The sequence below is a fragment of the Crenobacter intestini genome (genome assembly GCF_004919095.1).
In the GTDB taxonomy this organism is placed as follows: Bacteria; Pseudomonadota; Gammaproteobacteria; order Burkholderiales; family Chromobacteriaceae; genus Craterilacuibacter; species Craterilacuibacter intestini.
The window spans coordinates 214,145-240,285 of sequence record NZ_STGJ01000002.1; the positions used below are offsets into that span (position 1 = coordinate 214,145).

Sequence of the window (26,141 nt, forward strand, 5' to 3'; positions counted from 1 at the left end):
TGACTGATCGATGGTAAAGCCATGCCCGTACCGCATCTGACCACCGCCTTGCAGGGGCCCCTGCTCGAACTTGAGCGCCGCATCCTCGCCGCGCAGCCGCAGATCGAGCACTGGTTCAGGACCCGCTGGAACCAGCATGCGACCCCGTTCTACGGCTCGGTGGATCTGAGGAACAGCGGCTTCAAGCTGGCACCGGTCGACATGAACCTGTTTCCCGGCGGCTTCAACAACCTGAACCCGGAGTTCCTGCCGCTGGCGGTGCAGGCCGCGCAAAGCGCGGTCGACAAGGTGTGCCCGGAGGCGCGCAGCCTGCTGCTGATCCCAGAGAACCACACCCGCAATACCTACTACCTGCAGAACGTCGCGACGCTGGTGCATATCTTCGAGCAGGCCGGCCTCAAGGTGCGCGTCGGCACGCTGAACCCTGAAGTGACCGCGCCCGCCGAGCTGGCCACCGCCAGCGGCGGCACGCTGACCGTCGAGCCCATCGTGCGCGCGGGCAACCGCCTGAAGCTCGCGGACGGTTTCGACCCCTGCGTCGTGCTGCTCAACAACGACCTGTCGGCCGGCATCCCGCCGCTGTTGGAAAACCTCGAGCAGTCGCTGTTGCCGCCCTTGCACGCGGGCTGGGCGGTGCGCCGCAAGTCCAACCACTTCGCCGCGTACGACGAGGTCGCGAGCGAGTTCGCCGAGCTGATCTCGATCGACCCGTGGACGATCAACCCCTATTTCGAGCAGTGCTCCGGCCTCGACTTCCACTCGCGCCAGGGCGAGGAGGCGCTGGCGGCGACCGTCGACGGGATGCTGGCGAAGATCCGCGCCAAGTACGCCGAGCACGGCATCGAGCAGGAACCCTTCGTGATCGTCAAGGCCGACGCCGGCACCTACGGCATGGGCGTGATGAGCGTGAAGAAGGGCGAGGAGGTGATCGGCCTCAACCGCAAGGCGCGCAACAAGATGTCGGTGGTGAAGGAAGGGCTGGAAGTCTCCGAGGTCATCGTGCAAGAAGGCGTGTACACCTTCGAGACGGTCAACGAGGCGGTCGCCGAGCCGGTGGTCTACATGATGGACCGCTACGTGATCGGCGGCTTCTACCGCGTGCATACCGGCCGCGGCATCGACGAGAACCTCAACGCACCGGGCATGCACTTCGTGCCGCTGACCTTCGAGTGTCCGTGCCTGCCGGACAAGCAGGGCGCGCCCGATTGCCCGCCCAACCGCTTCTACGCCTACGGCGTGATCGCCCGCCTCGCGCTGTTGGCCGCGGCGCTCGAACTCGAGGCGACCGACCCGGACGCCTGAGGCGCCCCAACCCTGCGGCCGGCCATGGCGCCGGCCCGTGCTCCCTATTGCGAGACCTGACATGCGCATCCTGTTCATCGCTGACCCGCTCGAGACCTTCAAAACCTACAAGGACACCACCTTCGCGATGATGGAGGCCGCGCACGCGCGCGGGCATGCCTTCTCGTTTGCCGAGGCGGGCGACCTGTCTGTCGAGGGCGGCCGCGTGCTGGTCGACGCCAGCAGCGTCACCCTGACCGGCGAGGAGACGGCGTGGTTCCGCAAGGAGCCGGCACAGCGGCTGCCGCTGTCCGCGTTCAACTGCGTGGTGATGCGCAAGGACCCGCCGTTCGACCTCGAGTACCTGTACGCGACCCAGCTCTTCACGCTGGCCGAGCAGCAGGGCGTGAGGGTGTTCACCAGCGGGCAGGCGCTGCGCGACTTCAACGAGAAGCTCGCTATCCTCAAGTTTGCCGAGTGGACCGCGCCGACGCTGGTCACCAGCAGCGCGTCCCGCATCAAGGCCTTCGTGCGCCAGCACCTGGACGTGATCGTCAAGCCGCTGGACGGCATGGGTGGCGCCGGCATCTTCCGCCTGCGCCCGGACGACGCCAACCTCAACGTGATCCTGGAGACCATCACCGGCCACGACACGCGCACGGTGATGGCGCAGCGCTACATCCCCGAGATCCGCGACGGCGACAAGCGCGTGCTGGTGATCGACGGCGTGCCGGTCGACTACTGCCTCGCGCGCATCCCGGCGGTCGGCGAGACGCGCGGCAACCTCGCCGCCGGCGGCCGTGGCGAGGCGCGCCCCTTGTCGGCGCGCGACCGCGCGATCGCCGAGGCGGTCGGCCCCGAGCTCAAGCGCCGCGGCATCCTGCTGGCCGGGCTCGACGTGATCGGCGACTACCTGACCGAGGTCAACGTGACGAGCCCGACCTGTTTCCGCGAGATCATGGACCAGACCGGCCTCGATGTGGCCGGCCTGTATATCGACGCGCTGGAGCGCGCCTGCGCCGGCGCATGAGGGCGCTGGCGCTCGCCGCGCTCTTGTTGCTGTCGGCGTGCGGCGCGCGCGAGCCGTACCGGCAGGAGGCGTACGCCTTCGGCACCCGCATCGAGGTGACGGTCGACGGCGTGCCCGAGGCCGACGCGCGCCGTGCGGTCGGCAGCGTGCTCGCCGACCTCGACGCGCTGCACAAGCGGCTGCACGCGTGGCAGCCGGGTTCCGAAATCGTTGCGATCAACGACGCGTTCGCGCGCGGCGAGCCGGCGCCGGTGAGCGCCGACCTCGCCGACCTGCTTGTGCGCTCGCGCGCGCTTGAGGCGGCGTCCGACGGGCTCTTCTCGCCGGCGATCGGCCGCCTGGTCAGGTTGTGGGGCTTTCACGCCGACAATTACGCGCCGGTCACGCCAGGCGCCGCCGAGCTTGCCGCGCTGGTCGGCGCCAAACCGCGCCTCTCAGACGTCACCGTGCAGGGCGGGCGCATCACCAGCAGCAAGCCGCAGGTCGCGCTCGACTTGGGCGGCGTCGCCAAGGGCTGGGCGCTCGAGCGCGCGTACGCGCGCCTCAAGGCGGCCGGCGTGCGCTCGGCGCTCGTCAATATCGGCGGCAACGTGATCGCGCTGGGGCAGAAGGCCGACGGTTCGCCGTGGACGGTCGGCATCCGCCACCCGCGCCGCAACGAGGCGATGGCCAGCGTCGAGCTCTCCGACGGCGAGGCGATCGGTACCTCGGGCGACTACCAGCGCTACTTCGAGGTGGGCGGCGCCCGGCATTGCCATCTGGTCGACCCGCGCGACGGCAATACCGGCTGCGCGCTGCAGGCGGCGACCGTGCTCGCGTCGGGCGCGGGCGCCGGCTTGAAGTCGGACGCGGCGAGCAAGCCGCTCTATTTTGCCGGGCCGAAGCAGGCGGCAGGCTACGCCCGGCGCATGGGCGTGCGTGATATCCTGCTGGTCGACGGTGCCGGCGAAGCCTGGCTGTCGCCTTCCTTCGCGCGCCGCATCCACTGGCTGGTCAAACCCGCCGTCGTCCATACGCTGGAACAACCATGAAGTCCGACTCCACCAGCCCGTTCAAGGGCAAAAGCGGCGTGCGCCGCCTGATCAACGCCTTCGGCTACTCGCTCGCGGGCTATGCCGCCGCCTTCCGCCACGAGGCCGCGTTCCGCCAGCTCGCCCTGCTCGCGCTGGTGCTGTTGCCGGCGGCCTTCGTGTTTGACGTCAGCCGGGCCGAGCGCGCGCTGATGGTCGCCAGCGTGCTGCTGACGCTGGTGATCGAGCTGTTCAATTCGGCGATCGAGGCGGCGGTCGACCACACCTCGCTCGAGCGCCACCCGCTGGCCGGCCGCGCCAAGGACATGGGCAGCGCCGCCCAGCTGACCGGCCTCGCCATCGTCGCCGCCGTGTGGGGGCTGATCCTCTTGGGCTGAACGCGGCTCTTGCCATCGGCATGGCGGGCGGCTTAGGCTGACCGTGACCGATCCAAGAGGAGTTTGCCCATGTACCAGACCCTGATCAGCGGCGCTGACCTGCTCGTCCTGCAGGCCGGTGCCACCCCGGCGCTGCTGCTCGACTGCCGCTTCCAGCTGGCCGACCCGGGCTACGGTGCGCGCGCGTACGCAGATGGCCACCTGCCCGGCGCGCACTACCTGCACCTCGATGACGACCTCTCCGGCAGCAAGACCGGCCGTAACGGCCGCCACCCGCTGCCCGAGCTGGCCACGCTCGCCGCGCGCCTCGCCGCGCTTGGCGTCGGCGACGGGCAGCAGGTGGTCGCCTACGACGACGCCGGCGGCATGTTCGCCGCGCGCGCGTGGTGGCTCCTGCGCCTCATGGGCCACGCCGAGGTCGCGGTGCTCGACGGCGGCGTCGCCACCTGGCTGGCGGCGGGCGGTGCGCTCGAAACAGGGGAACCGGCGGCGCAACGCGCCGTGTTCAGCCGGCGCGCACCGCTGGAGGGGACGGTGTCGTGTGCCGCGGTGCTGGACAACCTCGCCGCGCCTGCCTTCGTAGTGGTCGACGCGCGCGGCGCCGACCGCTTCGCCGGGCAGAACGAGACCATCGACCCGGTTGCCGGCCATATCCCCGGCGCGCGCAACCGGCCGTTCATGCAGAACCTTGACGCCGACGGCCGCTTCAAGGCGCCGGAAACGCTCGCAGCCGAGTGGCGGCAGCTGTTTGCCGGCGTGCCGGCCGAGGCCGTCGTCCACCAGTGCGGCAGCGGGGTGACCGCCTGCCACAACCTGCTCGCGCTGGCGCACGCGGGGCTGCCCGGTGGCCGGCTGTACCCGGGGTCGTGGAGCGAATGGTGCAGCGATCCGGGCCGCCCCGTCGAGGCGGGCTGACGCGCACCGGCTTTGCATTCCGCGCGGTTTCGCCTATCCCGTATGGATGCAGGTGTAGACCACGGAGGCAGGCATGCTCAAGACCTTGTTGCGGTCCTTGTTCGCCGGGCTTAACGGGCCGCGGCCGTTCGCCGTCGCGTACTGGGACGGCGACCATATCCTCTACGGGCAGGGCGAGCCCGCTTTCACGCTGCGCTTCACGCGCGAACCCGACGGCGCGCCGGACGAGCCGGTCGTCTATCTGGGCGAATGCTATATGGACGGCACGCTCGAGATCGACGGCTCGTGGGACGCGCTGCTCTCCACGCTGGTCGCCGGCTCCGCCACGCTGATGGGGCGCGGCACCGGCAAGGCGCTGGGCTGGCTGGGCGAGAAGCTCGCCGCGCGGCGCGAGCGGCAAAGCCGCAACGTGCGCCACCACTACGATATCGGCAATGACTTCTACCGGCTGTGGCTGGACGAGACGCTGACCTACTCTTGCGCGTACTTCCGCACGCCGGACGACACGCTGGAGACCGCGCAGCGCAACAAGGTCGCGCTGTGCCTGGACAAGCTGGGGGTCGGCGCAGGCACCCGCCTGCTCGACATCGGCTGCGGTTGGGGCGAGATGGCGATCGCCGCCGCACGCCGCGGCGCGCGGGTGGTCGGCATCACGCTGTCGGCCGAGCAATGTACGGGGGCCTGCGACCGGGTCGCGGCAGCCGGGCTTGCCGACCGCGTCGACATCCGCCTGCAGGACTACCTCGACCTCGACGGCAACGTCGAGCGTTTCGACCGGGTGGTCAGCGTCGGCATGTTCGAGCATGTCGGCCGCGGCCACCACGGTGACTTCTTCGCGCGCGCAAGCGAGGTGCTGGAGGACGGCGGGCTGATGCTGCTGCACACCATCACCGGGCCGGAGACGCGCGAGACCAACCCGTGGATAGAGAAGTACATCTTCCCCGGCGGCTACATCCCGGCGCCGGAGACGCTGGTGTCGGCGCTGCCGGCGCACCGCTTCCAGCTCGTGCACATGGAGAGCCTGCGCCTGCACTACGCGCAGACCCTGCAGTGCTGGCTGCGCCGCTACAAGGCGGTGACGCCGCAGGTGCTCGCGATGTTCGACACGCGTTTCGAGCGCATGTGGACCATGTACCTGCGCGGCTCGTCGGCCGCCTTCCGCGCGGGCGACCTCGACATCCACCAGTTGCTGGCCTCCAAGGGCAACAACAACACCCTGCCGCGCGACTGGGGCTATCTGTACGGTGGCGGCGCGCCGCTAAGCTGGGCGGGGGCCGCCGATTCGCCGGGCTAACCCAGTATCAGCTGCTGCAGCAGCTTCTGGCCGGCCGGCCAGGCGCCGAGCCCGGCGGTGTCGCCCAGATGCCCGGCTTCGCCCGCGTCGATCAGGCGCGCGCCCCAGTGCCCGGCCATGGCGGTAGCCTCGGCGAACGGGCAGAACGGGTCGTTGCGGCTGGCGACGACGATGGCCGGGCAAGGCAGGCGCTGCAGGCGCGGCGCGTCAAAACCGCTGAAAGGCATCAAGGGGGTGCCGGCGGGCACCACCCCGGCGTCCGAGGCGGCCTCGTCCAGGATCGGCAGCGCGGGCGGCGCGACCAGCAACAGGCCGTGCGCGCGCCTGCGCTCGGCAAGCGGGAGCGACAGCACCCAGTCGACGGCCGTGTGGCAGCCAAGGCTGTGCGCGGCGACCACCACCCGCCCCGGGCTGGCAGCGATGGTGGCGGTGAGCGCCGCGAGCCACGCTGCGCGCTCGGGGGCGAACCAGTCGGGCATTTCGGCGCGGCAGGCGAGCGGGTAGCCCTTCTCCCAGCGCGTCTGCCAGTGCTGCGCGCCCGAACTGCCCCAGCCAGGTGCGGTGACGAGGAACACCTCGTCGTCTTCGATCAGGCCGAACATGGCAGCGTGTATTCGTAGTCGACGATCAAGGGCGCGTGGTCGGAGAACTTCTCGCCCTTGTACACGCTGGCCGCGCGCGCCTTGTCCATCATCGACGGCGAGACCACGTGGTAGTCGATCCGCCAGCCGACGTCCTTTGCGTAGGCCTGGCCGCGGTTGCTCCACCAGGTGTAGCCGGGCGTGTCCGGGTGCAGCGTGCGCCACACGTCGCGCCAGCCGACGTGGCTGAACAACTCGCCGATCCACGCGCGCTCCTCGGGCAGGAAGCCCGAATTCTTCAGGTTGCCCTTCCAGTTCTTCAGGTCGATCTCGTTGTGCGCGATATTCCAGTCGCCGCAGATCACCACGTCGCGACCCTCGGCGATCAACTGGGTGAGGTGGGGCAGGAACACGTCGAGGAAGTCGAACTTCACCTGCTGGCGCTCGTCCGAGCTCGAGCCCGAGGGCAGGTAGAGCGAGATCACGGTCAGGCGGCCGAAATCCAGCCTGAGGTAGCGGCCCTCGGCGTCGATCCAGTCGACACCCAGGCCTTCGATCACGGCGTCGGGCGCATGGCGGGTGTAGACGCCGACGCCGCTGTAGCCCTTCTTTTCCGCGTAGTGGAAGTAGCCGGTCAGCCCGTCGGGCGCGCGCATGCGCTCGGAGAGGTCGCCGGCCTGTGCCTTGAGTTCCTGCACGCAGACGATGTCGGCCGGTTCGCGGACCAGCCAGTCGAAAAAGCCCTTCTTATCGGCGGAGCGGATGCCGTTGAGGTTGGCGCTGATGACGCGGAGCAAGGGGGTCTCCCGTGGTATGCTTGCCGCCGTTTGGCCGCAAGGCTGTGGATAGAATTCAGAACGAGGGGTTTATATGAGCGATTTCCGCCAGGATTTCATCCGTTTCGCACTCGACAAGCAAGTGCTGAAGTTCGGTGAGTTCGTGACCAAGGCCGGCCGTCTGTCGCCGTATTTCTTCAACGCGGGCCTGTTCAACGACGGCGCGAGCACGCTCGCGCTGTCGCGTTTCTACGCGAAGTCCATCCTCGCCTCCGGCGTCGAGTTCGACATGCTGTTCGGGCCGGCGTACAAGGGCATCATCCTCGCCGCCGCCACCTCGATGGCGCTGGCCGAGGAAGGCCGCAACGTGCCGTTCGCGTACAACCGCAAGGAAGCCAAGGACCACGGCGAGGGCGGCACCCTAGTCGGCGCGCCGCTGAAGGGCCGCGTGCTGATCATCGACGACGTGATCAGCGCAGGCACTTCGGTGCGCGAGTCGGTCGAGCTGATCCGCAAGGCCGGCGCCGAGCCTGCCGGCGTCGCCATCGCGCTTGACCGCATGGAGCGCGGCACCGGCGCGCTGTCCGCGGTGCAGGAAGTCTCGCAGCAGTACGGCCTGCCGGTGGTCGCGATCGCCACCCTGAAAGACCTGATGACCTTCATCGACGGTAGCGAGGCGCTCGCGGCGCACCGCGCGGCGGTCAAGGCCTACCGCGACACCTACGGCGTCGACGCCTGAGCCTTCAGTTGGCCGCCTGCTTCGCCTGCCACGCGGCGTCGAGGCGGGTGGCCGCTTCCCTGAGCGTGGCGTCGCTGGCGGCTGCCGCGCCCTGCGCGGCGGCCAGTTCACCCTCCGCTTTTTGCAATAGCGCCTGCGCGTCGATCACGCGTGCTTCGGCCATGCGGCGGGCTTCCTGGGCGGCGGCGAGCCGCTTCTGGTTGGCCGAGTGCTGGCTGTCGGCCTGCTGGTACGCCATCTGCGCGGAGAGCAAGGCCTGGTTGGTGCCGGCAAGGCAGGGCAGGGTGGCGAGCGCGAAAAGCGCGGCGGCGAGCGGTCGGGTCATGCGTGTAGGGTTCCTTGTATTATTCCTGCAAGCTTAACAGCCGCCGGCGCAAACGAAAAACCCTCCGCAGGCGAACCTGGGAGGGTTGATCTTGGTGGGTCGTGCGGGATTCGAACCTGCGACCAACGGATTAAAAGTCCGCTGCTCTACCAGCTGAGCTAACGACCCGAAAACGGGTGCCGGTGGGATATGGTGGGTCGTGCGGGATTCGAACCTGCGACCAACGGATTAAAAGTCCGCTGCTCTACCAGCTGAGCTAACGACCCCGGGATACCGGGCTTGCATTGTGGTGGGTCGTGCGGGATTCGAACCTGCGACCAACGGATTAAAAGTCCGCTGCTCTACCAGCTGAGCTAACGACCCCCGTGCCGGGTCTTGGTGGTGGGTCGTGCGGGATTCGAACCTGCGACCAACGGATTAAAAGTCCGCTGCTCTACCAGCTGAGCTAACGACCCCCAAGGCATGGGCTTCTTGTCCCGAATCGGCTAGTTACATGCCAATCCAGATCAAGAGAGATCGAGACTATACCGATTGCCCAAAGTTGCGTCAAGCTGTTTTGCGGTCGACGCCTTTTTATGTCACCGTCTGAACCTTGCCGGCTGGCCGCGTTCGAAGCGCTTTAGCCCGCGCGGCTTGAAATCACCTGCCCGCTGACCCATGTAAGGTAGGCGGGCAGGCCGGCCGCGGCCTCCCAGGCGACGATCTCCGGGACGTCGTACGGGTGCAGCGCCTGCAACCTCGCCTCGAGCGCCGGATACGCGCCGGCGGTGGTCTTGATCAGTAGCGGCACCTCGACGGCCTCTTCGACGGCATCCTGCCAGCGGTAGACCGAGCGGCAGGGGGCCAGCTGGTTCACGCAGGCGGCCAGGCGCTCGTCGATGAGCGTGCGGGCGATGCGGTCGGCGGTCACTTCGTCCGGCGTGTTGCAGATGACGAACATTATTTTCATGCGTATCGGAGCCTCATGCGCGCAATCCTGTTGTTGATTCTCGCCTACCCCTTCCTCGAGGTGGCGTCCCTTGTCTATATGGCCGACCATTTCGGCGGCGGTTTCGTGCTCGGCTGGGTCGTCGTCAGCGCGCTGATCGGCGTGCTGATGCTGCGCAACCAGAAAGTCGGCGCCCTGCTGACGCTGGGCGCGGTGCTGCGCAAGCCGGGCGAAGTCTCGCTGTACGGCCTGTTGTGGCCGCTGCGCTTCCTGCTCGCCGGCGTGCTGTTCCTGATCCCCGGCTTCATCAGCGACGTGCTGGCCGTGCTGTTGCTGCTGCCCCTGAAGGGCCCCAGTCTGAAGGTGCCGCCGGCCGGCGGCTTCGGCGGTGCTGGCGGCCAGTCGGGCCCGGCCGGCGACGGCGCGATCGAGGGTGAATACACCCGCGTCGACGAGACGGTCGACCCCGACCGCAGGCTTCACAAATAACCCAGACGGTGCGCGATCTCGTTGGCATCAAGCCCGGTGTCGACATCGATGAGCTTGTGCCGGTTCTTGTCGCCGGCAACCAGCGCCACGTCGCGCCTTGCCGCGCCGAGCGTCTTGGCCAGCCACGCGATGAGCGCGGTATTGGCCTTGCCTTCGACCGGCGGCGCCGCCAGGCGGATCTTCAGCGCGCCGTCGTGTTCGCCCGCGCATTCCGTCTTGCGGGCGCCGGGCTGGATGTAGAGCGTCAGCCGGAAGCCGCCGGGGCGCGGCGTAAGCCAGGGTTTCATCTGCGTCAAATCGAGGTGGGGACAAAGCGGGTATTTTAGTGCATCCCTGATCCAACCATTCACCTGAGGAGTCTTACCATGGATATCGGCATTTCCAACCAGGACCGTACGGTCGTCGCCGAAGGCCTGTCGCGCGTGCTCGCCGACACCTACACGCTGTACCTGAAGACGCATAACTTCCACTGGAACGTCACCGGCCCGATGTTCCGTTCGCTGCACCTGATGTTCGAGGAGCAGTACACCGAACTGTCGACCGCGGTCGACCTGATCGCCGAGCGCATCCGCTCGCTCGACCACTTCGCGCCGGGCAGCTACGCCGACTTCGCACGCCTGACCTCGATCGAGGAAGCGCAAGGCGTGCCGGCGGCCGAGGAAATGATCGCGCAGCTGGTCGCAGGCCACGAGGCGGTCTGCCGCACCGCGCGTTCGCTGTTCGAGGCGGTCGAGCGTTGTGGCGACGAGGCGACGGCCGACCTGTTGACCCAGCGCCTGCAACTGCACGAGAAGACCGCGTGGATGTTGCGCAGCCTGCTGGTGCGTTAAACTCGCGGGTATGACCCGTTCATTCCCTGGCGGCGGCGCGTGAGAGCGGCCGCCGCGCCTGCCGGCGCCGTTGCCCGCACCGGCAGCCCCATCCTGATCCAGCTCGCGATCGCCCTGTCGATCGCGCTGCATCTTGTGTTTCTTGCCGCGCCCGCGCTCAAGCACTGGCAGCCGGCCAAGCCGCAGGGGGCGCCCGCCTTGCACGTGAGCGTGCTGCACGCGCCGAGCGGCGAGCGGCCCAAGCAGCCGGACGTGCTCGCGCAAGCCGACAGCGCGGGCGGAGGCGACGCCACCGCCGGTGCGCGGGCGAGTGCGCCGCCGGCGCCGCAAGCCTTGCAGGTTCCGGCCGAGGCCGGAGCCAAGGACGCCGACGCAAGGCCGCAGCGGTTGACCCGCCCGCAGGCGGCGCACAGCGTGGACGCGGGGCGGGCCGACCCGCTCAGCGCCGACACCCTGCTTGCACAGGCGCGCGAACTGGCGGTTCCCGAAGTCGGCGAACGTGCCGAACGCTTCTCGCCGAACGATGCGGCGCCCAAGCGCGGCGTGTTCGGCGTCAATGCCTACGGCGTCGAGTGGGCGCGTTATGTCGAAGACTGGCGGATCAAGATCGAGCGGGTCGGCCGGCTCAACTACCCGGACGAGGCGCGCCGGCAAGGGCTGTTCGGCAGCCTGCAGCTCAGGGTCGTGGTCGGCGCGGACGGCCGTCTGCTGTCCGTCGACGTCACGCGCAGCTCCGGCCACGCGCTGCTGGACGACGCCGCGGTGCGCATCGTGCGCATGTCCGCGCCGTTCGCGCCTTTCCCCCCTGCGCTGGCGGCGAAATTCTCGTCGCTGCAGATTGCCCGCAAGTGGTCGTTCACCACCGACAACAGCCTGGCGGGCGACTGAACCTGGAGCCTTTCCCATGTATGAAGTGAACCGTTCGCTGGTGCTGCTCAAGCCGCGCCAGCCCTTTGCCGACTGGCTGCTCGCGTTGCCCGGCCAGCAGGCCGACGTCACGCTGGACGCGCTGCGCGACAGCGCGAACGCGCTGTTGATCCCGGTCGCGGAAGACCTCGACGAGATCGCCGCCCTGCTCGCCGAGCGCATGGACGACCTGTTTGAAGCGGAACTCGCCGACTGGTGCGACGATCAGACGCTGTGGCCGACGCCGCGCACGCTGGACGTTTTCCGCGCCTGGTTCGACGTCGAGATCCACCCGGTGGTGACCGACCTGGCCGATGCGCCGCTCGCGCGCGAAGCGTTCCGTCCGTTCGAATCCTGAGCCGACGCCAACAAGGAGAAACCATGGCGCACCACCTCACGCGGATCAAGGTCCGCGGCTACCACCTCGACCTGTACAGCCACGTCAACAACGCGCGTTACCTCGAGTTCCTCGAGGAGGCCCGCTGGACCTACTTCGAGGACCGGGCCGACCTGCCGGCCTTCCTCGCCTCGGGCATCGCGCTGGTGGTCGTCAATATCAACATCGACTACCGTCACGCGGCGACCATGGGCGACGAGCTGGAAATCCTGACCTCGGTCAAGTCGGTCGGCAACCGCTCGGCGGTGATCCACCAGCGGGTGGCCCTCGCCGGCAGCGGCCGGCTGGTCGCCGAGGCGGACGTGACCTTCGTCGCGTACGACAGCAAGCAAGGTCGCGCGGTGCAGATCGAGGGCGAACTCGCCACGCTGCTGTCCGGCCTGCAGCAAGCGGACGCTACGGCATGAAGCGGGGGCTGATCGCCGTCGTCCTGCTCGCGGTGCTCGCCGGGCTCGGTTATTTCGCGTTTTCGCGCAACGCCGCGCCCGACGTCAGCTACCGCACGCTGGACGGGCGGGTGCTGACGCAGGCGTCGCTCAGGGACAAGGTCGTGCTGGTGAATTTCTGGGCGACTTCCTGCCCGGGCTGCGTGAAGGAAATGCCCGAGATGAAGAAGATGTACCAGACGCTTGCACCCAAGGGGCTGGAGATCGTCGCCGTCGCGATGAGCTACGACCCGCCGGCCTACGTGAAAACGTATGCCGAGAAGAACGCGCTGCCGTTCCCGGTCGCGCTCGACACCGACGGCAGCGTCGCGCGCGCCTTCGGCGACGTGCAGCTGACGCCGACCACCTTCCTGGTCGGCCGCGACGGCAAGGTGCTCAAGCGCTACGTCGGCGTGATGGATTTTGCCGAGGTCGAGCACCTGATCGCGCAGAACCTGTAAGCCGCACGGCTGCCGAAAACGGAAAGGGCCGCCCACCGGGCGGCCCTTCTTGCATCGGGGCGGGCCTACTCTTCGGTCTGCTTGCGCGAAAAGCGCACGCCCAGCTGCTTGAGCTTGCGGTAGAGATGGGTGCGCTCGAGGCCGACCTTCTGCGCGACCCGGCTCATGTTGCCGTTCTCCAGCGCGATATGGTGCTCGAAGTAGCGGCGCTCGAGCTGTTCGCGCAACTCGCGCAGCGGCAGCCCGAAGTCGAAGCCGGTCTCCTCGGCCGGTTTCTCGTGGCGGAACTGCGAGAGCACCTTGTTGACCTCGGGGGCGTCGATGCTGTCGGTCTCCGCGGTCAGCGCCAGGCTCTTGATGATGCTCTTGAGCTGCTCGAGGTTGCCCGGCCAGTCGTACTGGCGCAGCGCGTTGAGCGCGGAGGTGGTCAGCCGGCGCGCCGGCACCTGCTTGGACTCGATCAGCTCGCTGAGCAACTGCTCGGCGATGAACATCACGTCCTCGGTGTGGTCCTTCAGCGGCGGGATCGGCACGATCACGCTGGAGAGCGCGGTGAGCAGGCGGTTGTCGCATTCCGGGTCGACCAGCAACTCCTGCAGCGGGCGGCTGCACGAGCAGATCAGGCGCACGTTGAAACGGTCGAGCTTGGAGAGCAGGAACAGCAGGCCCTGCTGCGCGCGGCGGTTGTACTGGCCGATCTCGGCCAGGTAGAGCACGCCGTTGTTGGCTTTCTGCAACAGCTCGAGCGGCGCGTCGGACAGCTGCTCGGGCTTGCCCGGCGTGATCCACGGCGTGTTACCGCTGTGGAAGTAGCGGGCGACCAGCTCGAAGCCCGAGCCCGGCTCGCCGGTCAGCAGGATGGGTGCCTTGACCTTGCTGACGCGCTCGAGCTGGCGCTTGAGCTCCTGCACGGGTTCGCTCTTGCCCAGCTTGTCGAGGCTGAGCGAGGTGTTGGCCTGCATGTCGCCGTACTTGAGCGCGCGCTGCACGGTCGACAGCAGCTTCTGCAGCGCGATAGGTTTCTCGAGGAAGTCGAACGCGCCGATGCGCGTCGCCTCGACCGCGGTGTCGATGCTGGCGTGGCCGGACATCATCACCACCGGCATGGTCAGCTGGCCGGACTTGGCCCACTCCTTGAGCAGGGTCACGCCGTCGCAATCCGGCATCCAGATATCGAGCAGCACCAGCGCCGGCCGCGTCTGCGACCTCAACTGGCGCGCGACTTCGGCGTTTTCCGCCAGCGCGACCGTATAGCCTTCGTCCTGCAGGATTTCTGACAACAGTTCGCGGATGCCGACTTCATCGTCGACGATCAGGATATCGCTGCTTCGCATTCATGCTCCAATAACGGGAAGGACACCAGGACGCGCGCGCCCCCCGTCTCCCGGTTGGCCAGCGTGATCTGGCCCTGGTGTTCTTCGACGATCTTCTTAACCACCGCGAGCCCGAGGCCGGTGCCCTTGCTCTTGCTGGTGACGTAGGGTTCGAAGGCGCGTGCGAGGATGTCGGGCGCAAAACCCGCGCCGTTGTCCTCGACGATGACCCTTGCCAGATGGCCGTCGCTTCGGCTGCTAATGTGTATCATCGGAATGCCAACGTCAAGAACGGCGTCTTTGGCATTCAATAACAGGTTATGCAGGACCTGCCTGAGCAGCGCGGCGTCGCCCATGATGGGCAATGGCTGCGGGGCCAGTTCGGCGACGACCGGCACGTCGCCCTCGTACAGCGCCAGCACTTCGCCGACCAGCGCGTTCAGCTCCAGCGGCTGCAGCTTGATCTTCGGCGCGCGCGCGTAGTCGCGGAACGCGTCGACCATGCGCTTGAGCGCGGCGACCTGCTTGACGATGGTGTCGGTCGCCCGCTCGAGCATCGCCGCGTCGGCGCCCTCGAGCTTGGGAGAGAGCTTCATCGCCAGCCGCTCGGCCGACAGCTGGATCGGCGTGAGCGGGTTGCGGATCTCGTGTGCGAGGCGCTTGGCGACCTCGCCCCACGCGGCGTCGCGCTGCGCGCGGGCCAGGTCGGTGATGTCGTCGAACACCGCGACGCAGCCGCCCTGCGACTGTTCAGGCAGGCGGGAGACGCGCACCAGCAGCGTGCGCGCGCCGGCGGCGTGCGCGTATTCGATCTGCTGCTGCCACTCGTCGCGCTGGAGGGGAGGGGTTTCGACCACCTCGACCAGCGTGGTTAGCGTCGGCACCTGCGCCGGCCACTGGGTCAGCGCGAACGGCGCGAGCTCGGAGAAGTCCACGCCCAGGATGCGCCCGGCGCTCGAGTTGGCGGCACGCAGGTGGCCGCCGCGGTCGAACGCGATCACGCCGGCGGTCAGGTTGGCGAGGATGCTCTCCAGGTAGAGCTTGCTGTCCTCGAGCTGGCGGCGGCTCTCGTCGGCGACGTGGCGCGCCTCCTCCAGCTGCTGGGTCATCCGGTTGAACATCGAGGTGAGGATGCCCAGCTCGTCGCGCCGGTAGACCGGGTGGCGGCGCGAGAAGTCGCCCTGCGCGACCGCGCGGGTGCCGGCGGCAAGCTCGGAGAGTGGTGCCGACATCCGTTCGGAGAAGTACAGCGCGAAGGCGAGCGCGGCGGTGATCGCCATCAGGAAGACCAGCGCCAGCGTCATCATGTAGAAGTCCTGCATGCCGTCGCGCGCGAGCAAAAGCTGGCTGTATTCGGCGCGCGCGTCCTCGATCAGCTCGGCGTCGCGCGCGATCGCCTCCGGCGCCGGCTGCACCAGCTGCAGCACGCGCAGCTCGCCGTTGGCGTAGTCGCGGAACGCGAGCTGGACCTTGAGCACGATGCGCCCGCCGCGGCCGGTCTCGATCGACTGTCTGGGTTCCCGCAACTTGAGCGTGCGCAGCTCGGTCGACGGTGGGCGTTCGGGGCGGTAGCTCAGCTCGTCGGGGCCTGCGAACGCGATGAGGCGGCCGTCGCGGGCGAACACGGCGATTTCCTGCACGTCGAGCTGTTCGTGCAGGCGCAACAGGCGGGCGCCCAGCATCGGCTCGGGCAGTTCGGCGACGTCGTTGCCGACCACCCGCGCCTTGCGCGACAGGTCGGTCAGCACGTAACCCAGCGCGTTTCGGCCGAGGTCGAGGCCGCGGTCGAGCGCGTTCTCGACGCGCACGTTGAACCAGCTCTCGATGCTGCGGGTGAGGAACTGGGCGGACACGGTAAAGACCAGCATGCCTGGCACCAGCGCGGCCAGCGAGAACATCACCACCAGCTTCTGGGTGAGCTTGGCGCCGAACACCCGTGTCTTCACGCGGCGGCGCAGGCGTACGAGCTGGCGCACGACCAGCCCGGCGAGGGCGGCCAGCACGGTCGCGTTCAGCGCGAACACCGGCCAGTAGTAATCGGACAGCACCGAGGTGTTGCCGGTGGCCAGCGCGAGCAGGTAGAGCAGGGCGAGGATGACGACGCCGGTGGCGATCAGCGGGGTACGCATGGCGTCAGCTGCGCACCTTGACGTCGGTCCACGGCGAGGACAGCGTCCAGTCGCGGTCGCCCAGCGCACCGAGCTGGAAGGGGCGCGGCAGCGCGCCGGTGTCCAGCGCCAGCCGCACACGGCCCTGCGCGCGGCGGGCGTCGGCCTCGCTCCAGTCGGCGACGTCGAGCACCGCCCAGCCGGCGATATTGCCGAGCGCCGACAGCGCTTCGTCCAGCGTCGCGTAATACTTGGATAGCGAGCCGATGGTCAGCCGGTAGCGGTTGGTGAAGCGGTAGTACGACAGCTTGAATTCGAGGCGAGCGGTCGGCTCGAACCAGCTTTTCAGGTCGTAGTAGTACGCGTAGCCGCGCGGGCGGGTCAGCTCGAACTGCAGTTCGAAGGTCAGCGGAACGCCCTGTTGCAGCGCGTCCTGCAGCACCGGCGGCAGCGTGGTCTGGAAACGGGTCGACAGTTGCAGCCTGTGCTCGGCCAGTTCGAGCTCGGCCCGGCGCACCTCGACCCCGTCGGCGCGCGCCAAGCCCATGCCGGCGACCAGCAGCAGCAGGCTAAGACTTTTCAAGCAGCGCGTAATAAAAGCCGTCATGGTCGGGGTCGGGCAGCAGCTGTTCCGCGTGCGCCAAGCTGGCGTCGGGGTGGCGTTCGAGGAAGGCTTCGATTTGTCCGGCATTCTCCTCCGGCATAATCGAGCACGTAGCGTAAAGCATTTTGCCACCCGAGGCGAGCAGCGGCCAGAGCGCGTCGACCAGCACGCGCTGCTGGCGGGCCAGCTCGGCAAAGTCGCCGGGGCGGCGCAGCCACTTGATGTCGGGATGGCGGCGCACCACGCCGGACGCCGTGCACGGCACGTCGGCGAGGATGCGGTCGAACGGCCGGCCATCCCACCACGACTCAGGGTCGGCCGCGTTGCCCAGGGCCAGCTGTGCGGCAAGGTGCAGGCGCTCGAGGTTTTCGCGCACGCGGGGCAGGCGCGTGGCGTCGATCTCGACCGCGGTCATCTCGACGTCGGCGAGCTCGAGCAGGTGGCAGGTCTTGCCGCCGGGCGCCGCGCACGCGTCGAGCACGCGCATGCCGTTTTCCGGGGCGAGCAGTTGCGCCGCCCTTTGCGCGCCGAAGTCCTGCACCGAGACCCGGCCTTCGGCAAAGCCCGGCAGCTCGCGCACCGGCACCGGCTTGTCGAGCATGACCGCGTGGCTGCCCAGCGCGCGGGCGGACAGGCCGGCCGCGGCGAGTTCGGCGAGGTAGCCTTGGGCGTCGCCGTGGCGCGCGTTGACACGCAGGGTCATCGGCGGGTGCGTGTTGCTCGCCTCGAGCACGCGCATCCAGTCCTGCGGGTACGCCGTGCGCAGTGCGCGTATCCACCAGAGCGGGTGGTTGTAGCGTGCCTCGTCGTTTTGCAGCGCCTGTTCGCGCAGCGACTCGGCGTTGCGCTGGTAGTTGCGCAGCACGCCGTTGACCAGACCCTTGAGGCGGCCGCCGGCGACGCGGCCGGCGTGCTTGACCGCGTGGTCGACCACCGCGTACGGCGCGGCGCGCGTGTACGTCAGCTGGTAGAGCGCGACCAGCAGCAGGTATTCGACCCGCTTCTCGGGTAGCGCGCGCGGTACCAGCAGGCGCAGCCACGCGGAGAGTTCGCCGCGGTGGCGCAGTACGCCGTAGCTGATGTCCTGCACGGCGCCGCGCGTCGGTGCTGACAGGTCGGCGTTGGGGCGCAGCAAGCGCGCGAACGCCTCGGTCAGCGTGCGGCCGTTGTCGACCATTTCGATGGCCTGGACGGCCAGTTCCTGCGTGCGGTGCATGCTTGTCCTTGTCGGCGGGCCTAGCCGCCGCGTGCGATGGCCTGCAGGCGGGCGATGCGCTCGGCCGTCTGCGGGTGGGTACGAAACAGGTTGTCGAAACCGGCGCCCGCGAGCGGGTTGATGATCATCATCTGCGCGGTCTCCGGATGCGCTTCGGCGGCGGGCAGCACAATGCCGCGCGCGTAGTGTTCGATCTTGGCGAGCGCGCCAGCCAGCGCCAGCGGGTCGCCGCTGATGGCCGCGCCGCCGCGGTCGGCCTCGAATTCTCGTGCGCGCGAGATCGCCATCTGGATCAGGCTGGCGGCCAGGGGCGCCAAGAGCGCGACCAGCAGGCCGGCCAGCGGGTTGGCCGGGCGGCCGTGTTCGTCGCGTCCGCCGAAGAACATCGCGAAGTTGGCGAGCGCGGACACCGCGCCTGCCATGGTCGCCGACACCGTCGAGATCAGCGTGTCGCGGTGGGCGACATGCGCAAGCTCGTGCGCCATAACGCCGCGCAATTCACGATAGTCGAGCAGGCGCAGGATGCCGGTGGTCGCCGCCACCGCCGCGTGTGCGGGGTCGCGGCCGGTGGCGAATGCGTTGGGCTGGTCCTCGTGGATCACGTAGACGCGCGGCATCGGCAGGCCGGCGCGTGCGGAAAGTTCGGCGACCATGCCGTAGAACTCGGGTGCGCTGGCGGCGTTGACCTCTTCGGCGTTGTACATGCGCAACACCATGCGGTCGGAGTTCCACCATGCCCACACGTTCATCGCGCCGCCGAAGGCGAGCGCGACGAGCATGCCGCCGCGTCCGCCTATCATCGCGCCGATCACGCCGAACAGCGCGACGATCGCCGCCATCAGGAGCGCGGTCTTGAGCGTGCCGTTCATGCGCCCAGTCTCAGGTCCTGCAGCGTACGCCCGGCGACAAAGTCGCGTGCGGCCAGCCGCTTGCCGCCGGCCGCCTGCAGTTCGGTCAGGCAGACCAGGCCCTGGCCACAGCCGACCAGCACGCCGTCGGCGCTTGCGCTCACCACGACGCCCGGTTCGGCGTCGCCGGGCAGCGCGTGCGCCATCCACAGCTTCAGCGTCTCGCCGTTCAGGAGGGTGTGCGCGCCGGGCGCCGGGTTATACGCGCGGATCGCGCGGGCGACCGTGTCTGCGTCCTGCGTCCAGTCTACGCGCGCCTCTTCCTTGCTCAGCTTGTGCGCGTAGGTGACGCCCGCCTCGTCCTGCTTTTGCGCTTCCAGCGCATCGAGCCGCGCGAGCGCGTCGACGATGGCTTGCGCGCCAAGCGCGGCGAGCCCCTCGTGCAGGCTGGCCGCAGTCTCGTCATCCGCGATGGCCAGCGGGTGCACGCTGAGCATGTCGCCGGTGTCGAGCCCGGCGTCCATCTGCATGATGGTGATGCCGGTCTCGCGGTCGCCGGCGAGCAGCGCGCGCTGGATCGGCGCGGCGCCTCGCCAGCGCGGCAGCAAGGATGCGTGGATGTTCAGGCAGCCGCGGCGCGGGGTGTCCAGCACCGCCTGCGGCAGGATCAGCCCGTACGCGGCGACCACCATCACCTCGGCGCCGACCTCGGCGAGCATCGCCTGCGCGTCGGCATTCCTCAGCGTGGTCGGCTGCTCGACGCGCAGGCCGTGTTCGAGCGCGAGCGCCTTGACCGGGCTGGGTTTGAGCTTCATGCCGCGCCCGGCCGGGCGGTCGGGCTGGGTCAGCACCAGCGCGATGTCATGGCCGGCCTTGATCAGCGCGTCAAGCGCGCGCGCCGCGAATTCGGGCGTCCCCGCAAAAATCAGTTTCATTCTGGCTTCCTGGAAAAAGCGACGGGACACGGCCGCGCGTGTCCCGTCGTCAGGCTGGGCGCTGCCCGCCTTACAGATTGTGTTTTTCGCGCTTCTTCAGCTTGGTCAGGATGCGGCCCTGCTTCAACTGCGACAGGTATTCGACGAACACCTTGCCGTCGAGGTGGTCGATCTCGTGCTGGATGCAGATCGCCAGCAGGCCGTCCGTGTCGATTTCGAACGGCTGGCCGTCACGGTCCAGCGCGCGCACCTTCACGCGCTCGGCGCGGTTGACCTTGTCGTAGATGCCGGGCACCGACAGGCAGCCTTCTTCATAGACGGTCTGCCCGTGCTTCTCGACGATCTCGGGGTTGATGAACGCGGTCAGCCCAGACTTGTCTTCGCTGGTGTCGATCACGACGATGCGGCGGTGCACGTCGACCTGGGTCGCGGCGAGACCGATGCCGCGGCAGGCGTACATGGTGTCGGCCATGTCGTCGACGAGGCGACGCACCTCGTCGTCGACCTTGTCCACCGCTTGCGCGACCGTGTGCAGCCGCTGGTCGGGGTATTGCAGGATAGTAAGGAGTGCCATAAGCGCCGATTCCGTCACGATGGGGTGCGTCGCGCACCCGAAAATTGGGATACCATCCCTCTGGTATGTAACACGCCGCAGTTTGATGCGTTTTGGTGTCGATGGAAGACCAGATGGGGATACTGACCGATGTTTAAAGCCATTATACCGCTGATGCTGGCGCTGGGCCTGTCCGGGCTTGCCGCGGCGGATACCCTGCAACTGAGGCCGGACGCGCCCGAGCGCTACGTGGTCAAGCGCGGGGATACCTTGTGGGCGATTTCCGGCCGTTACCTGAACAGTCCGTGGAAGTGGCCGCGGCTGTGGCAGATGAACCGCGCCGAGATCAAGGACCCGCACTGGATCTACCCGGGCGACGTGCTGGTGCTCGACCGCGCCAGCGGCAGGCTGCGATTGGAGAAGGGGCCGCGCACGGTCAAGCTCTCGCCGCACGCGCGGGTGGTCGACGGCGCGATCAGCAGCATTCCCGCCTCACGCATCGCGGCGCTGCTCGAGCGGCCGCTGGTGATCGACGAGGCGGCATTCAAGGCGTCGCCGCGCATCGTCGCCGGCCCGGACGAGCGGCTGATGCTCGCGCAGGGCAACACCGTCTACGCGCAGCCCTTGCCGGAGGACGGCCGCTGGCAGTCCTTCCGCCCGGGGCGCGAGCTGAAGGACCCGAAAACGGGCGAGCGCCTCGGTTACGAGGCGGTCTACACCGGCGACCTCGACGTGAAGGCGCAGGGCGCCGACGTCAGTACCCTGGTCGTGCGCAGCAATGTCGAGGAAATCGCCGTCGGTGACCGGCTGATCAAGTACGCGTCGACGCCGGTGCTCAACTACGTGCCGCGCGAGGCGCCGGCTGCTTCGGGCGGCCAGGTGGTCGCCGTGTACGGCGGCGCGGTCGACGCGGCGCAGTACGACAGCGTCGCGATCAACCGCGGCGCGCGCGACGGCGCCGAGGTCGGCTACGTGTTCGGCGTCTACAAGGCGCCGCGGCTGATCAAGGTCGACGGCAAGGCGGTGACGCTGCCCGCGTCGCCGGTCGGCCGGCTGTTCGTCTACCGCGTGTTCGACCGCGTCTCCTACGGCCTGCTGCTCGACACCTCGCAGGCGGTCACCGTCGGCGACACGCTCGGCCAGCCCGAATGAGCGAACAGGCGGCCTGGGCGACGCTGGCGCTGACGCCGGGCGTGGGCCCGGCCGCCTTCCTGCGCCTGATCGAGCGTTTCGGCAGCGCCCGTGCGGCGCTGGACGCCGGGCGTACGGCGTGGACGGCGCTGCTGCCGCGCGACACCGCCGACGCGCTGGCCGCCGGGGCCGGGGCGGCCGCCGCCGAGGCCGCACTCGCCTGGGCTGAACAGGAGGGGTGCTTCCTGCTGACCCTGCTCGACGACGACTATCCGGAGCGGCTCGCGCAGTCGCCGTCGCCGCCGCCCCTGCTGTTCGGGCGCGGCCGGCGCGAACTGTTGGCGCGCGACATGCTGGCGGTGGTCGGCAGCCGCAAGGCGAGCGCGCAGGGCGCGCAGAGCGCGCACGCGTTTGCCCGCGCGCTGTCGGCGCAGGGCTACACGGTGGTCAGCGGGCTCGCCGCCGGCATCGACGCCGCCGCCCATCAGGGCGCGCTCGAGGCGGCCGGTGCCAGCATCGCGGTGGTCGGCACCGGCATCGACCGCGTCTACCCGGCATCCAACCGGCTGCTCGCGCACCGGCTGGCGAACGAGGGGCTGATCCTGTCCGAATTCGCGCTGGGTTCGGGGCCGCTGGCCGCGCACTTCCCGCAGCGCAACCGCATCATCGCCGGCCTGTGCCGCGGCTGCCTGGTGGTCGAGGCCGGCACCGAATCGGGTTCGCTGATCACCGCCCGCCTCGCGCTCGAGGCCGGCCGCGAGGTGATGGCGGTGCCCGGCTCCATCCTCAGCCCGCTCTCGCGCGGCTGCCACCGGCTGATCCGCGAGGGCGCGCGGCTGGTCGAGTCGGCCGACGACATCTTCGACGAGGTCGGCCGCCCCGCCCCGCCGCCTGCTGCCGAAGCCCCCGTCGCGACGGCGGCGGAAGACGGCGGGGACGACGCCGCATGCGCGGCGATTCTCGACGCGATGGGCTTCGACCCGGTCGACCTCGACACCCTGCTCGGGCGGGTCGGGTTGACGGCTGCGGCGATTTACCCGATGCTTCTTGCGCTTGAAATGCAGGGCAGGGTGGCCGTGCTCGGTGGCAACCGCTACCAGCGACTGTCCTGAGCTGCCCGTCCCTAAGGTCCCCGATGTTTGATGTTCTGACTTTTCTCTTCGAACAATACGACGACCCGTCCAGCTGTCCGGGGCGCGACGACCTGACCCGCGAACTCGAGGCCGCCGGCTTCGAGAGCGAAGAGATCGGCGACGCGCTCGACTGGTTCGACGGGATCCGCCCCGAGGCATTTGCCGGTTTGAAGGAGTCGGGTGGCGTGCGCATCTACAGCGACTACGAGCTCGAGCTGCTGTCGTGCGAGGTGCGCGGGTTCATCTGTTTTCTCGAGGACAACGGCGCGCTCGACGCCGCCCAGCGCGAGCTGGTGATCGACCGCCTGCTGGCGCTGCCGTCCGACGAGATCTCCCCGGCGGTGGTGCGGCTGGTCGCGCTGTTGGTGCTGTGGCGCGAGCAGGCCGAGTTGCCGCTCCTGGTCGGCGAGGAATTGCTCTCGGCGGTGCACGGTGAACCGACCATGCAATGAGTTTGTCGTAGGGTGCGGGCGCTTGCAGTCTGCATGTCTGTGGGCTTACCATGCGCGCCCTTGCCGGTACTGGCCGGCCGATGTGATCAAGAGTGCAGCCTTGCGCTCTTGTTTTGTTTGATGGATACCGGATGTGTTCGCCCGCCCGTTGCGGGTAAAGGAAGACGACCTAGACATGCCTTCTAGCCTCCTGATCGTCGAGTCGCCCTCCAAGGCGAAGACGCTGAAAAAATACTTGGGCAGTGACTTTGAAGTCCTTGCCTCCTACGGTCACGTCCGCGACCTGGTGCCTAAGAACGGCGCGGTCGACCCGGACCACGACTTCGCGATGAAGTACCAGCTGATCGCGCGCAACAGCAAGCATGTCGACGCGATCGTCACCGCGGTGCGTGAAGCTGACCATGTCTACCTGGCAACTGACCCGGACCGCGAAGGCGAGGCCATTTCCTGGCACCTGACCGAGATCCTGGCCGGCAAGAAGCTGCTCAAGGGCAAGACGGTACAGCGGGTCGTGTTCCACGAGATCACCAAGAACGCGGTGCTCGACGCGATCGCCCACCCGCGCGAGATCTCGCAGGACCTGGTCGACGCGCAGCAGGCGCGCCGTGCGCTCGACTACCTGGTCGGCTTCAACCTGTCGCCCCTGCTGTGGAAGAAGATCCGCCGCGGCCTGTCGGCCGGGCGCGTGCAAAGCCCGGCGCTGCGGCTGATCTGCGAGCGCGAGAACGAGATCCGCGCGTTCACCGAGCAGGAATACTGGTCGGTGCACCTCGACAGCCACAAGGGCCGCACCCGCTTCACCGCCAAGCTCACCCAGCTGGACGGGCAGAAGCTCGACCAGTTCGCGCTGCCCAACGAGGCCGCGCAAGCCGCAGCACTTGCGCGCCTCGCCGGTCACGAGGCGCGGGTCGCCAGCGTCGAGAAGAAGAAGAAGACGCGCAACCCGGTCGCGCCGTTCACCACCTCGACGCTGCAGCAGGAGGCGGTGCGCAAGCTGGGCATGACCACCGACCGCGCGATGCGCACGGCGCAGCAGTTGTACGAGGGTGTCGATATCGGCCAGGGCACTGTCGGCCTGATCACCTACATGCGTACCGACTCGGTCGCGCTGGCCGCCGAGGCGGTCACCGAGATCCGCCACTACATCGAGCACAAGTTCGAGGCGGACTTCCTGCCGAAGAACCCGGTCACCTTCAAGAACAAGGCGAAGAACGCGCAGGAAGCGCACGAGGCGATCCGCCCGACATCGGTGTACCGCTCGCCCGAGCAGCTCAAGCCCTTCCTGACCAGCGACCAGTTCAAGCTGTACGACATGATCTGGAAGCGCACGCTGTCCTGCCAGATGGCGCCGGCCAAGTTCGACACCACCACTGTCGACATCGCGGCCGGTGACGGCATGTTCCGCGTCAGCGGCCAGGTGCAGACCTTCGCCGGCTTCCTCGCCGTGTACGAGGAGGACGTCGACGACGCCGAGGACGAAGACAACGCCAAGCTGCCGGCCCTGGCCGAGGGCGACGTGCTGCCGGTCGACAAGCTGTACGGCGAGCAGCACTTCACGCAGCCGCCGCCGCGCTTTTCCGAGGCGTCGCTCGTCAAGGCGCTGGAAGAGTTCGGTATCGGCCGCCCGTCCACCTACGCGAGCATCATCTCGACGCTGAAGGACCGCGAATACGTGATCCTTGACAAGAAGCGCTTCGTGCCGACCGACACCGGCGAGATCGTCAACAAGTTCCTGACCGAGCACTTCGCGCAGTACGTCGACTACAACTTCACCGCCAAGCTGGAAAACCAGCTTGACGAGATTGCCGGCGGCGACCGCAAGTGGGTGCCGGTGATGGACAGCTTCTGGAAGGGCTTCAAGAAGCAGATCGAGGAGAAGGAAGGGATCTCGCGCGAATCGATCACCACCGAACAGCTCGACGAGGCGTGCCCGAAGTGCGGCAAGCCGCTGAACATCCGTTTCGGCAAACGCGGCCGCTTCATCGGCTGTACCGGCTACCCGGAGTGCGACTACACGCGCAACCTGAACGAGACCGCCGAGGAAGCCGCCGAGGCCGAGGCGCCGGAAATCGTCGAAGGGCGGGTCTGCCCGAAGGACGGCGGCCAGCTGGTGATCAAGAAGGGCCGTTACGGCAAGTTCATCGGCTGCGCGAACTACCCGAAGTGCAAGCATATCGAGCCGCTCGAGAAGCCCAAGGACACCGGCGTCGAGTGCCCGGAGTGCAAGCAGGGGCACTTGATCGAGCGCAAGAGCCGTTACGGCAAGCTGTTCTACTCGTGCAACCGCTATCCGGACTGCAAGTACGCGACGTGGAACCCGCCGGTCGCCGAGCCTTGCCCGAAATGCGGCTGGCCGATTTTGACCATCAAGACCACCAAGCGGCGTGGCACCGAGAAGGTCTGCCCGCAGAAGGAGTGCGGCTACGCCGAGCAGATCGCGCCGCCGGAGGGTAAGGAAGTACCGCCCGCCGAGGCTTGAGCATCTCCTGAAAAAAACGCTTGCACGCCCGTACGCTGGCCTATATTGGGTGGGCGGGCGTGGTAGGCCCGCCTTGAAAGCGCCGGAATCTTTCCCGGCCATTACGGTTCAGGTGACGAACCGGAATGCCTCAGGGCAAAAAACGCCGCCTTCGGGCGGCGTTTTTCATTGGTGGTTCCAAACTTGCTGAGGGGGATCCGATGAAACCCGACAGCCGTTTCTACTTTACCGGCTCGGCCGTGCTGACGCTGTTTTTCCTGCTGACCGGCCAGTGGCTGCTGTTGGTGCTGCCGTTCTTCGTGATGCTGTACGGCGTGTTCGTCGCCGACCGCGAGCAGTACGAAGCGATGGACGAGATGGCGATGCAGATGCTGGTGCCGCAGGCGAGCCGGCCGGCCATGCTCTCGCACGAGCGTTTCGAGTGCCACGAGCTCCTGTTCGTCCACGCCGGCTGCCCGGTCTACCGCTACCTCTACGCGCGCCAAGTGCGCTGGGCGCTGGCCGGCGCGGCCGGCGAGGTCGAGTGCGAAGGCGACGCGATCACGGTGTTCCCTGGCTTCGTCTACCAGCGCAGCCCGGCCTGA

General features: G+C 68.3%; 30 protein-coding genes and 4 tRNA genes. 18 read left to right on the forward strand and 16 right to left on the reverse strand.

Translation table 11 applies throughout. From position 1 onward, the window contains the following. Positions 1–21 precede the first annotated feature (21 nt). The 6 genes from gshA (at position 22) to E5K04_RS03570 (ending at position 5,928) form a co-directional block, all read left to right on the forward strand. Positions 22–1,302: a glutamate--cysteine ligase gene (gshA, locus tag E5K04_RS03545; RefSeq protein ID WP_136551535.1), complete on the forward strand. Its 1,281-nt coding sequence runs from the start codon at positions 22–24 to the stop codon at positions 1,300–1,302. Positions 1,303–1,363: 61 nt separating this feature from the next. After that, positions 1,364–2,311, forward strand: coding sequence for a glutathione synthase (gene gshB / locus E5K04_RS03550; protein WP_136551536.1), 948 nt, complete (start codon positions 1,364–1,366; stop codon positions 2,309–2,311). Continuing rightward, positions 2,308–3,342, forward strand: coding sequence for an FAD:protein FMN transferase (locus E5K04_RS03555; protein WP_136551537.1), 1,035 nt, complete (start codon positions 2,308–2,310; stop codon positions 3,340–3,342). Before gshB ends, E5K04_RS03555 begins: the two co-directional genes overlap by 4 nt. After that, positions 3,339–3,719 carry a diacylglycerol kinase gene (locus tag E5K04_RS03560; RefSeq protein ID WP_136551538.1) on the forward strand — a complete coding sequence of 127 codons (381 nt, stop codon included), beginning with the start codon at positions 3,339–3,341 and terminating at the stop codon, positions 3,717–3,719. Before E5K04_RS03555 ends, E5K04_RS03560 begins: the two co-directional genes overlap by 4 nt. A gap of 69 nt (positions 3,720–3,788) precedes the next feature. Continuing rightward, positions 3,789–4,634, forward strand: coding sequence for a sulfurtransferase (locus E5K04_RS03565; RefSeq protein WP_136551539.1), 846 nt, complete (start codon positions 3,789–3,791; stop codon positions 4,632–4,634). Positions 4,635–4,707: 73 nt separating this feature from the next. Beyond that, complete coding sequence (locus E5K04_RS03570; protein ID WP_136551540.1) at positions 4,708–5,928, forward strand: SAM-dependent methyltransferase; 1,221 nt, start codon at positions 4,708–4,710, stop codon at positions 5,926–5,928. Here E5K04_RS03570 and E5K04_RS03575 read toward each other — a convergent pair. Together E5K04_RS03575 and E5K04_RS03580 are read right to left on the reverse strand one after the other, a co-directional pair. After that, complete coding sequence (locus tag E5K04_RS03575) at positions 5,925–6,530, reverse strand: RBBP9/YdeN family alpha/beta hydrolase (protein ID WP_235844242.1); 606 nt, start codon at positions 6,528–6,530, stop codon at positions 5,925–5,927. The genes E5K04_RS03570 and E5K04_RS03575 overlap by 4 nt on opposite strands. Further along, on the reverse strand, positions 6,518–7,306 hold the full coding sequence (locus tag E5K04_RS03580; RefSeq protein ID WP_136551541.1) for an exodeoxyribonuclease III: 789 nt from the start codon (positions 7,304–7,306) through the stop codon (positions 6,518–6,520). Before E5K04_RS03580 ends, E5K04_RS03575 begins: the two co-directional genes overlap by 13 nt. 73 nt (positions 7,307–7,379) lie before the next feature. On the opposite strand from E5K04_RS03580, the gene pyrE reads away from it, so the two are divergent. Then, the gene (gene pyrE, locus E5K04_RS03585) at positions 7,380–8,024 is read left to right on the forward strand and encodes an orotate phosphoribosyltransferase (RefSeq protein ID WP_136551542.1); all 645 of its coding nucleotides are present in this window, start codon (positions 7,380–7,382) and stop codon (positions 8,022–8,024) included. A 4-nt stretch (positions 8,025–8,028) separates the two neighbouring features. Here the strand turns inward: pyrE and E5K04_RS03590 are convergent, their stop codons facing one another. From E5K04_RS03590 to cutA, 6 genes are all read right to left on the reverse strand, one after another. Then, positions 8,029–8,349 carry a hypothetical protein gene (locus tag E5K04_RS03590; protein ID WP_136551543.1) on the reverse strand — a complete coding sequence of 107 codons (321 nt, stop codon included), beginning with the start codon at positions 8,347–8,349 and terminating at the stop codon, positions 8,029–8,031. Positions 8,350–8,441: 92 nt separating this feature from the next. Then, a tRNA-Lys gene (locus E5K04_RS03595) sits at positions 8,442–8,517 on the reverse strand. A gap of 22 nt (positions 8,518–8,539) precedes the next feature. Continuing rightward, positions 8,540–8,615 (reverse strand) — tRNA-Lys (locus E5K04_RS03600). A gap of 21 nt (positions 8,616–8,636) precedes the next feature. Next, a tRNA-Lys gene (locus E5K04_RS03605) sits at positions 8,637–8,712 on the reverse strand. 16 nt (positions 8,713–8,728) lie between these two features. Beyond that, a tRNA-Lys gene (locus tag E5K04_RS03610) sits at positions 8,729–8,804 on the reverse strand. Between the two features lie 164 nt (positions 8,805–8,968). After that, positions 8,969–9,298, reverse strand: coding sequence for a divalent-cation tolerance protein CutA (gene cutA / locus E5K04_RS03615; RefSeq protein WP_328591018.1), 330 nt, complete (start codon positions 9,296–9,298; stop codon positions 8,969–8,971). Positions 9,299–9,313: 15 nt separating this feature from the next. Between cutA and E5K04_RS03620 the strand changes: the two genes are divergently transcribed. Next, positions 9,314–9,766 (forward strand): FxsA family protein, encoded by a 453-nt coding sequence (locus E5K04_RS03620; RefSeq protein ID WP_136551544.1) that lies wholly within the window; start codon positions 9,314–9,316, stop codon positions 9,764–9,766. Here E5K04_RS03620 and E5K04_RS03625 read toward each other — a convergent pair. After that, positions 9,757–10,053: a DUF167 domain-containing protein gene (locus tag E5K04_RS03625; protein WP_136551545.1), complete on the reverse strand. Its 297-nt coding sequence runs from the start codon at positions 10,051–10,053 to the stop codon at positions 9,757–9,759. The two genes, E5K04_RS03620 and E5K04_RS03625, sit on opposite strands and share 10 nt — an antisense overlap. Before the next feature lie 78 nt (positions 10,054–10,131). On the opposite strand from E5K04_RS03625, the gene E5K04_RS03630 reads away from it, so the two are divergent. From E5K04_RS03630 to E5K04_RS03650, 5 genes are read left to right on the forward strand one after another with little or no spacing between them, the layout of a single operon-like run. Beyond that, complete coding sequence (locus tag E5K04_RS03630) at positions 10,132–10,596, forward strand: Dps family protein (protein WP_136551546.1); 465 nt, start codon at positions 10,132–10,134, stop codon at positions 10,594–10,596. A 39-nt stretch (positions 10,597–10,635) separates the two neighbouring features. After that, positions 10,636–11,484, forward strand: a complete 849-nt coding sequence (locus E5K04_RS03635) for an energy transducer TonB (RefSeq protein ID WP_168929146.1) — start codon at positions 10,636–10,638, stop codon at positions 11,482–11,484. Positions 11,485–11,500: 16 nt separating this feature from the next. Then, entirely contained in the window at positions 11,501–11,860 is a 360-nt protein-coding gene (locus E5K04_RS03640; RefSeq protein WP_136551548.1) for a VacJ, read from the forward strand. Positions 11,861–11,883: 23 nt separating this feature from the next. Further along, a complete protein-coding gene (locus tag E5K04_RS03645; RefSeq protein ID WP_136551549.1) occupies positions 11,884–12,306 on the forward strand; it encodes an acyl-CoA thioesterase in 423 nt (140 codons plus the stop codon). After that, positions 12,303–12,785: a peroxiredoxin family protein gene (locus E5K04_RS03650; protein ID WP_136551550.1), complete on the forward strand. Its 483-nt coding sequence runs from the start codon at positions 12,303–12,305 to the stop codon at positions 12,783–12,785. Before E5K04_RS03645 ends, E5K04_RS03650 begins: the two co-directional genes overlap by 4 nt. A gap of 65 nt (positions 12,786–12,850) precedes the next feature. Here the strand turns inward: E5K04_RS03650 and E5K04_RS03655 are convergent, their stop codons facing one another. From E5K04_RS03655 to def, 7 genes are all read right to left on the reverse strand, one after another. Next, positions 12,851–14,119: a sigma-54-dependent transcriptional regulator gene (locus tag E5K04_RS03655; protein WP_136551551.1), complete on the reverse strand. Its 1,269-nt coding sequence runs from the start codon at positions 14,117–14,119 to the stop codon at positions 12,851–12,853. Next, positions 14,098–16,227 (reverse strand): ATP-binding protein, encoded by a 2,130-nt coding sequence (locus E5K04_RS03660; protein ID WP_136551552.1) that lies wholly within the window; start codon positions 16,225–16,227, stop codon positions 14,098–14,100. The genes E5K04_RS03655 and E5K04_RS03660 overlap by 22 nt, the downstream gene beginning before the upstream one ends. A 4-nt stretch (positions 16,228–16,231) precedes the next feature. Then, positions 16,232–16,789 carry a DUF4390 domain-containing protein gene (locus E5K04_RS03665; protein WP_235844244.1) on the reverse strand — a complete coding sequence of 186 codons (558 nt, stop codon included), beginning with the start codon at positions 16,787–16,789 and terminating at the stop codon, positions 16,232–16,234. Next, positions 16,776–18,026: a 16S rRNA (cytosine(967)-C(5))-methyltransferase RsmB gene (gene rsmB, locus E5K04_RS03670; RefSeq protein WP_136551554.1), complete on the reverse strand. Its 1,251-nt coding sequence runs from the start codon at positions 18,024–18,026 to the stop codon at positions 16,776–16,778. The genes E5K04_RS03665 and rsmB overlap by 14 nt, the downstream gene beginning before the upstream one ends. Positions 18,027–18,046: 20 nt before the next feature. Further along, a complete protein-coding gene (gene htpX, locus E5K04_RS03675) occupies positions 18,047–18,895 on the reverse strand; it encodes a zinc metalloprotease HtpX (RefSeq protein ID WP_136551555.1) in 849 nt (282 codons plus the stop codon). After that, the gene (fmt, locus tag E5K04_RS03680) at positions 18,892–19,809 is read right to left on the reverse strand and encodes a methionyl-tRNA formyltransferase (protein ID WP_136551556.1); all 918 of its coding nucleotides are present in this window, start codon (positions 19,807–19,809) and stop codon (positions 18,892–18,894) included. The genes htpX and fmt overlap by 4 nt, the downstream gene beginning before the upstream one ends. 70 nt (positions 19,810–19,879) lie before the next feature. Next, positions 19,880–20,383: a peptide deformylase gene (def, locus tag E5K04_RS03685; protein WP_136551557.1), complete on the reverse strand. Its 504-nt coding sequence runs from the start codon at positions 20,381–20,383 to the stop codon at positions 19,880–19,882. 129 nt (positions 20,384–20,512) lie between these two features. Here def and E5K04_RS03690 point away from each other — a divergent pair, with 129 nt between their 5' ends. From E5K04_RS03690 to E5K04_RS03710, 5 genes are all read left to right on the forward strand, one after another. After that, entirely contained in the window at positions 20,513–21,514 is a 1,002-nt protein-coding gene (locus tag E5K04_RS03690; RefSeq protein ID WP_136551558.1) for a LysM peptidoglycan-binding domain-containing protein, read from the forward strand. Beyond that, entirely contained in the window at positions 21,511–22,605 is a 1,095-nt protein-coding gene (gene dprA, locus E5K04_RS03695) for a DNA-processing protein DprA (RefSeq protein WP_136551559.1), read from the forward strand. The genes E5K04_RS03690 and dprA overlap by 4 nt, the downstream gene beginning before the upstream one ends. Before the next feature lie 23 nt (positions 22,606–22,628). After that, on the forward strand, positions 22,629–23,078 hold the full coding sequence (locus E5K04_RS03700; protein WP_136551560.1) for a DUF494 family protein: 450 nt from the start codon (positions 22,629–22,631) through the stop codon (positions 23,076–23,078). A gap of 175 nt (positions 23,079–23,253) precedes the next feature. Continuing rightward, entirely contained in the window at positions 23,254–25,557 is a 2,304-nt protein-coding gene (gene topA, locus E5K04_RS03705; RefSeq protein WP_136551561.1) for a type I DNA topoisomerase, read from the forward strand. 200 nt (positions 25,558–25,757) lie between these two features. Further along, positions 25,758–26,141, forward strand: coding sequence for a hypothetical protein (locus E5K04_RS03710; protein ID WP_136551562.1), 384 nt, complete (start codon positions 25,758–25,760; stop codon positions 26,139–26,141).

Bases quoted from the DNA above. Each gene is read 5' to 3' on its own strand.
- gshA (WP_136551535.1), top strand. From the start codon at position 22: ATGCCCGTACCGCATCTGACCACCGCCTTGCAGGGGCCCCTGCTCGAA.
- gshB (WP_136551536.1), top strand. From the start codon at position 1,364: ATGCGCATCCTGTTCATCGCTGACCCGCTCGAGACCTTCAAAACCTAC.
- E5K04_RS03555 (WP_136551537.1), top strand. From the start codon at position 2,308: ATGAGGGCGCTGGCGCTCGCCGCGCTCTTGTTGCTGTCGGCGTGCGGC.
- E5K04_RS03560 (WP_136551538.1), top strand. From the start codon at position 3,339: ATGAAGTCCGACTCCACCAGCCCGTTCAAGGGCAAAAGCGGCGTGCGC.
- E5K04_RS03565 (WP_136551539.1), top strand. From the start codon at position 3,789: ATGTACCAGACCCTGATCAGCGGCGCTGACCTGCTCGTCCTGCAGGCC.
- E5K04_RS03570 (WP_136551540.1), top strand. From the start codon at position 4,708: ATGCTCAAGACCTTGTTGCGGTCCTTGTTCGCCGGGCTTAACGGGCCG.
- E5K04_RS03575 (WP_235844242.1), bottom strand. From the start codon at position 6,530: ATGTTCGGCCTGATCGAAGACGACGAGGTGTTCCTCGTCACCGCACCT.
- pyrE (WP_136551542.1), top strand. From the start codon at position 7,380: ATGAGCGATTTCCGCCAGGATTTCATCCGTTTCGCACTCGACAAGCAA.
- E5K04_RS03590 (WP_136551543.1), bottom strand. From the start codon at position 8,349: ATGACCCGACCGCTCGCCGCCGCGCTTTTCGCGCTCGCCACCCTGCCC.
- cutA (WP_328591018.1), bottom strand. From the start codon at position 9,298: ATGAAAATAATGTTCGTCATCTGCAACACGCCGGACGAAGTGACCGCC.
- E5K04_RS03620 (WP_136551544.1), top strand. From the start codon at position 9,314: ATGCGCGCAATCCTGTTGTTGATTCTCGCCTACCCCTTCCTCGAGGTG.
- E5K04_RS03625 (WP_136551545.1), bottom strand. From the start codon at position 10,053: ATGAAACCCTGGCTTACGCCGCGCCCCGGCGGCTTCCGGCTGACGCTC.
- E5K04_RS03630 (WP_136551546.1), top strand. From the start codon at position 10,132: ATGGATATCGGCATTTCCAACCAGGACCGTACGGTCGTCGCCGAAGGC.
- E5K04_RS03640 (WP_136551548.1), top strand. From the start codon at position 11,501: ATGTATGAAGTGAACCGTTCGCTGGTGCTGCTCAAGCCGCGCCAGCCC.
- E5K04_RS03645 (WP_136551549.1), top strand. From the start codon at position 11,884: ATGGCGCACCACCTCACGCGGATCAAGGTCCGCGGCTACCACCTCGAC.
- E5K04_RS03650 (WP_136551550.1), top strand. From the start codon at position 12,303: ATGAAGCGGGGGCTGATCGCCGTCGTCCTGCTCGCGGTGCTCGCCGGG.
- E5K04_RS03655 (WP_136551551.1), bottom strand. From the start codon at position 14,119: ATGCGAAGCAGCGATATCCTGATCGTCGACGATGAAGTCGGCATCCGC.
- E5K04_RS03660 (WP_136551552.1), bottom strand. From the start codon at position 16,227: ATGCGTACCCCGCTGATCGCCACCGGCGTCGTCATCCTCGCCCTGCTC.
- rsmB (WP_136551554.1), bottom strand. From the start codon at position 18,026: ATGCACCGCACGCAGGAACTGGCCGTCCAGGCCATCGAAATGGTCGAC.
- htpX (WP_136551555.1), bottom strand. From the start codon at position 18,895: ATGAACGGCACGCTCAAGACCGCGCTCCTGATGGCGGCGATCGTCGCG.
- fmt (WP_136551556.1), bottom strand. From the start codon at position 19,809: ATGAAACTGATTTTTGCGGGGACGCCCGAATTCGCGGCGCGCGCGCTT.
- def (WP_136551557.1), bottom strand. From the start codon at position 20,383: ATGGCACTCCTTACTATCCTGCAATACCCCGACCAGCGGCTGCACACG.
- E5K04_RS03690 (WP_136551558.1), top strand. From the start codon at position 20,513: ATGTTTAAAGCCATTATACCGCTGATGCTGGCGCTGGGCCTGTCCGGG.
- dprA (WP_136551559.1), top strand. From the start codon at position 21,511: ATGAGCGAACAGGCGGCCTGGGCGACGCTGGCGCTGACGCCGGGCGTG.
- E5K04_RS03700 (WP_136551560.1), top strand. From the start codon at position 22,629: ATGTTTGATGTTCTGACTTTTCTCTTCGAACAATACGACGACCCGTCC.
- topA (WP_136551561.1), top strand. From the start codon at position 23,254: ATGCCTTCTAGCCTCCTGATCGTCGAGTCGCCCTCCAAGGCGAAGACG.
- E5K04_RS03710 (WP_136551562.1), top strand. From the start codon at position 25,758: ATGAAACCCGACAGCCGTTTCTACTTTACCGGCTCGGCCGTGCTGACG.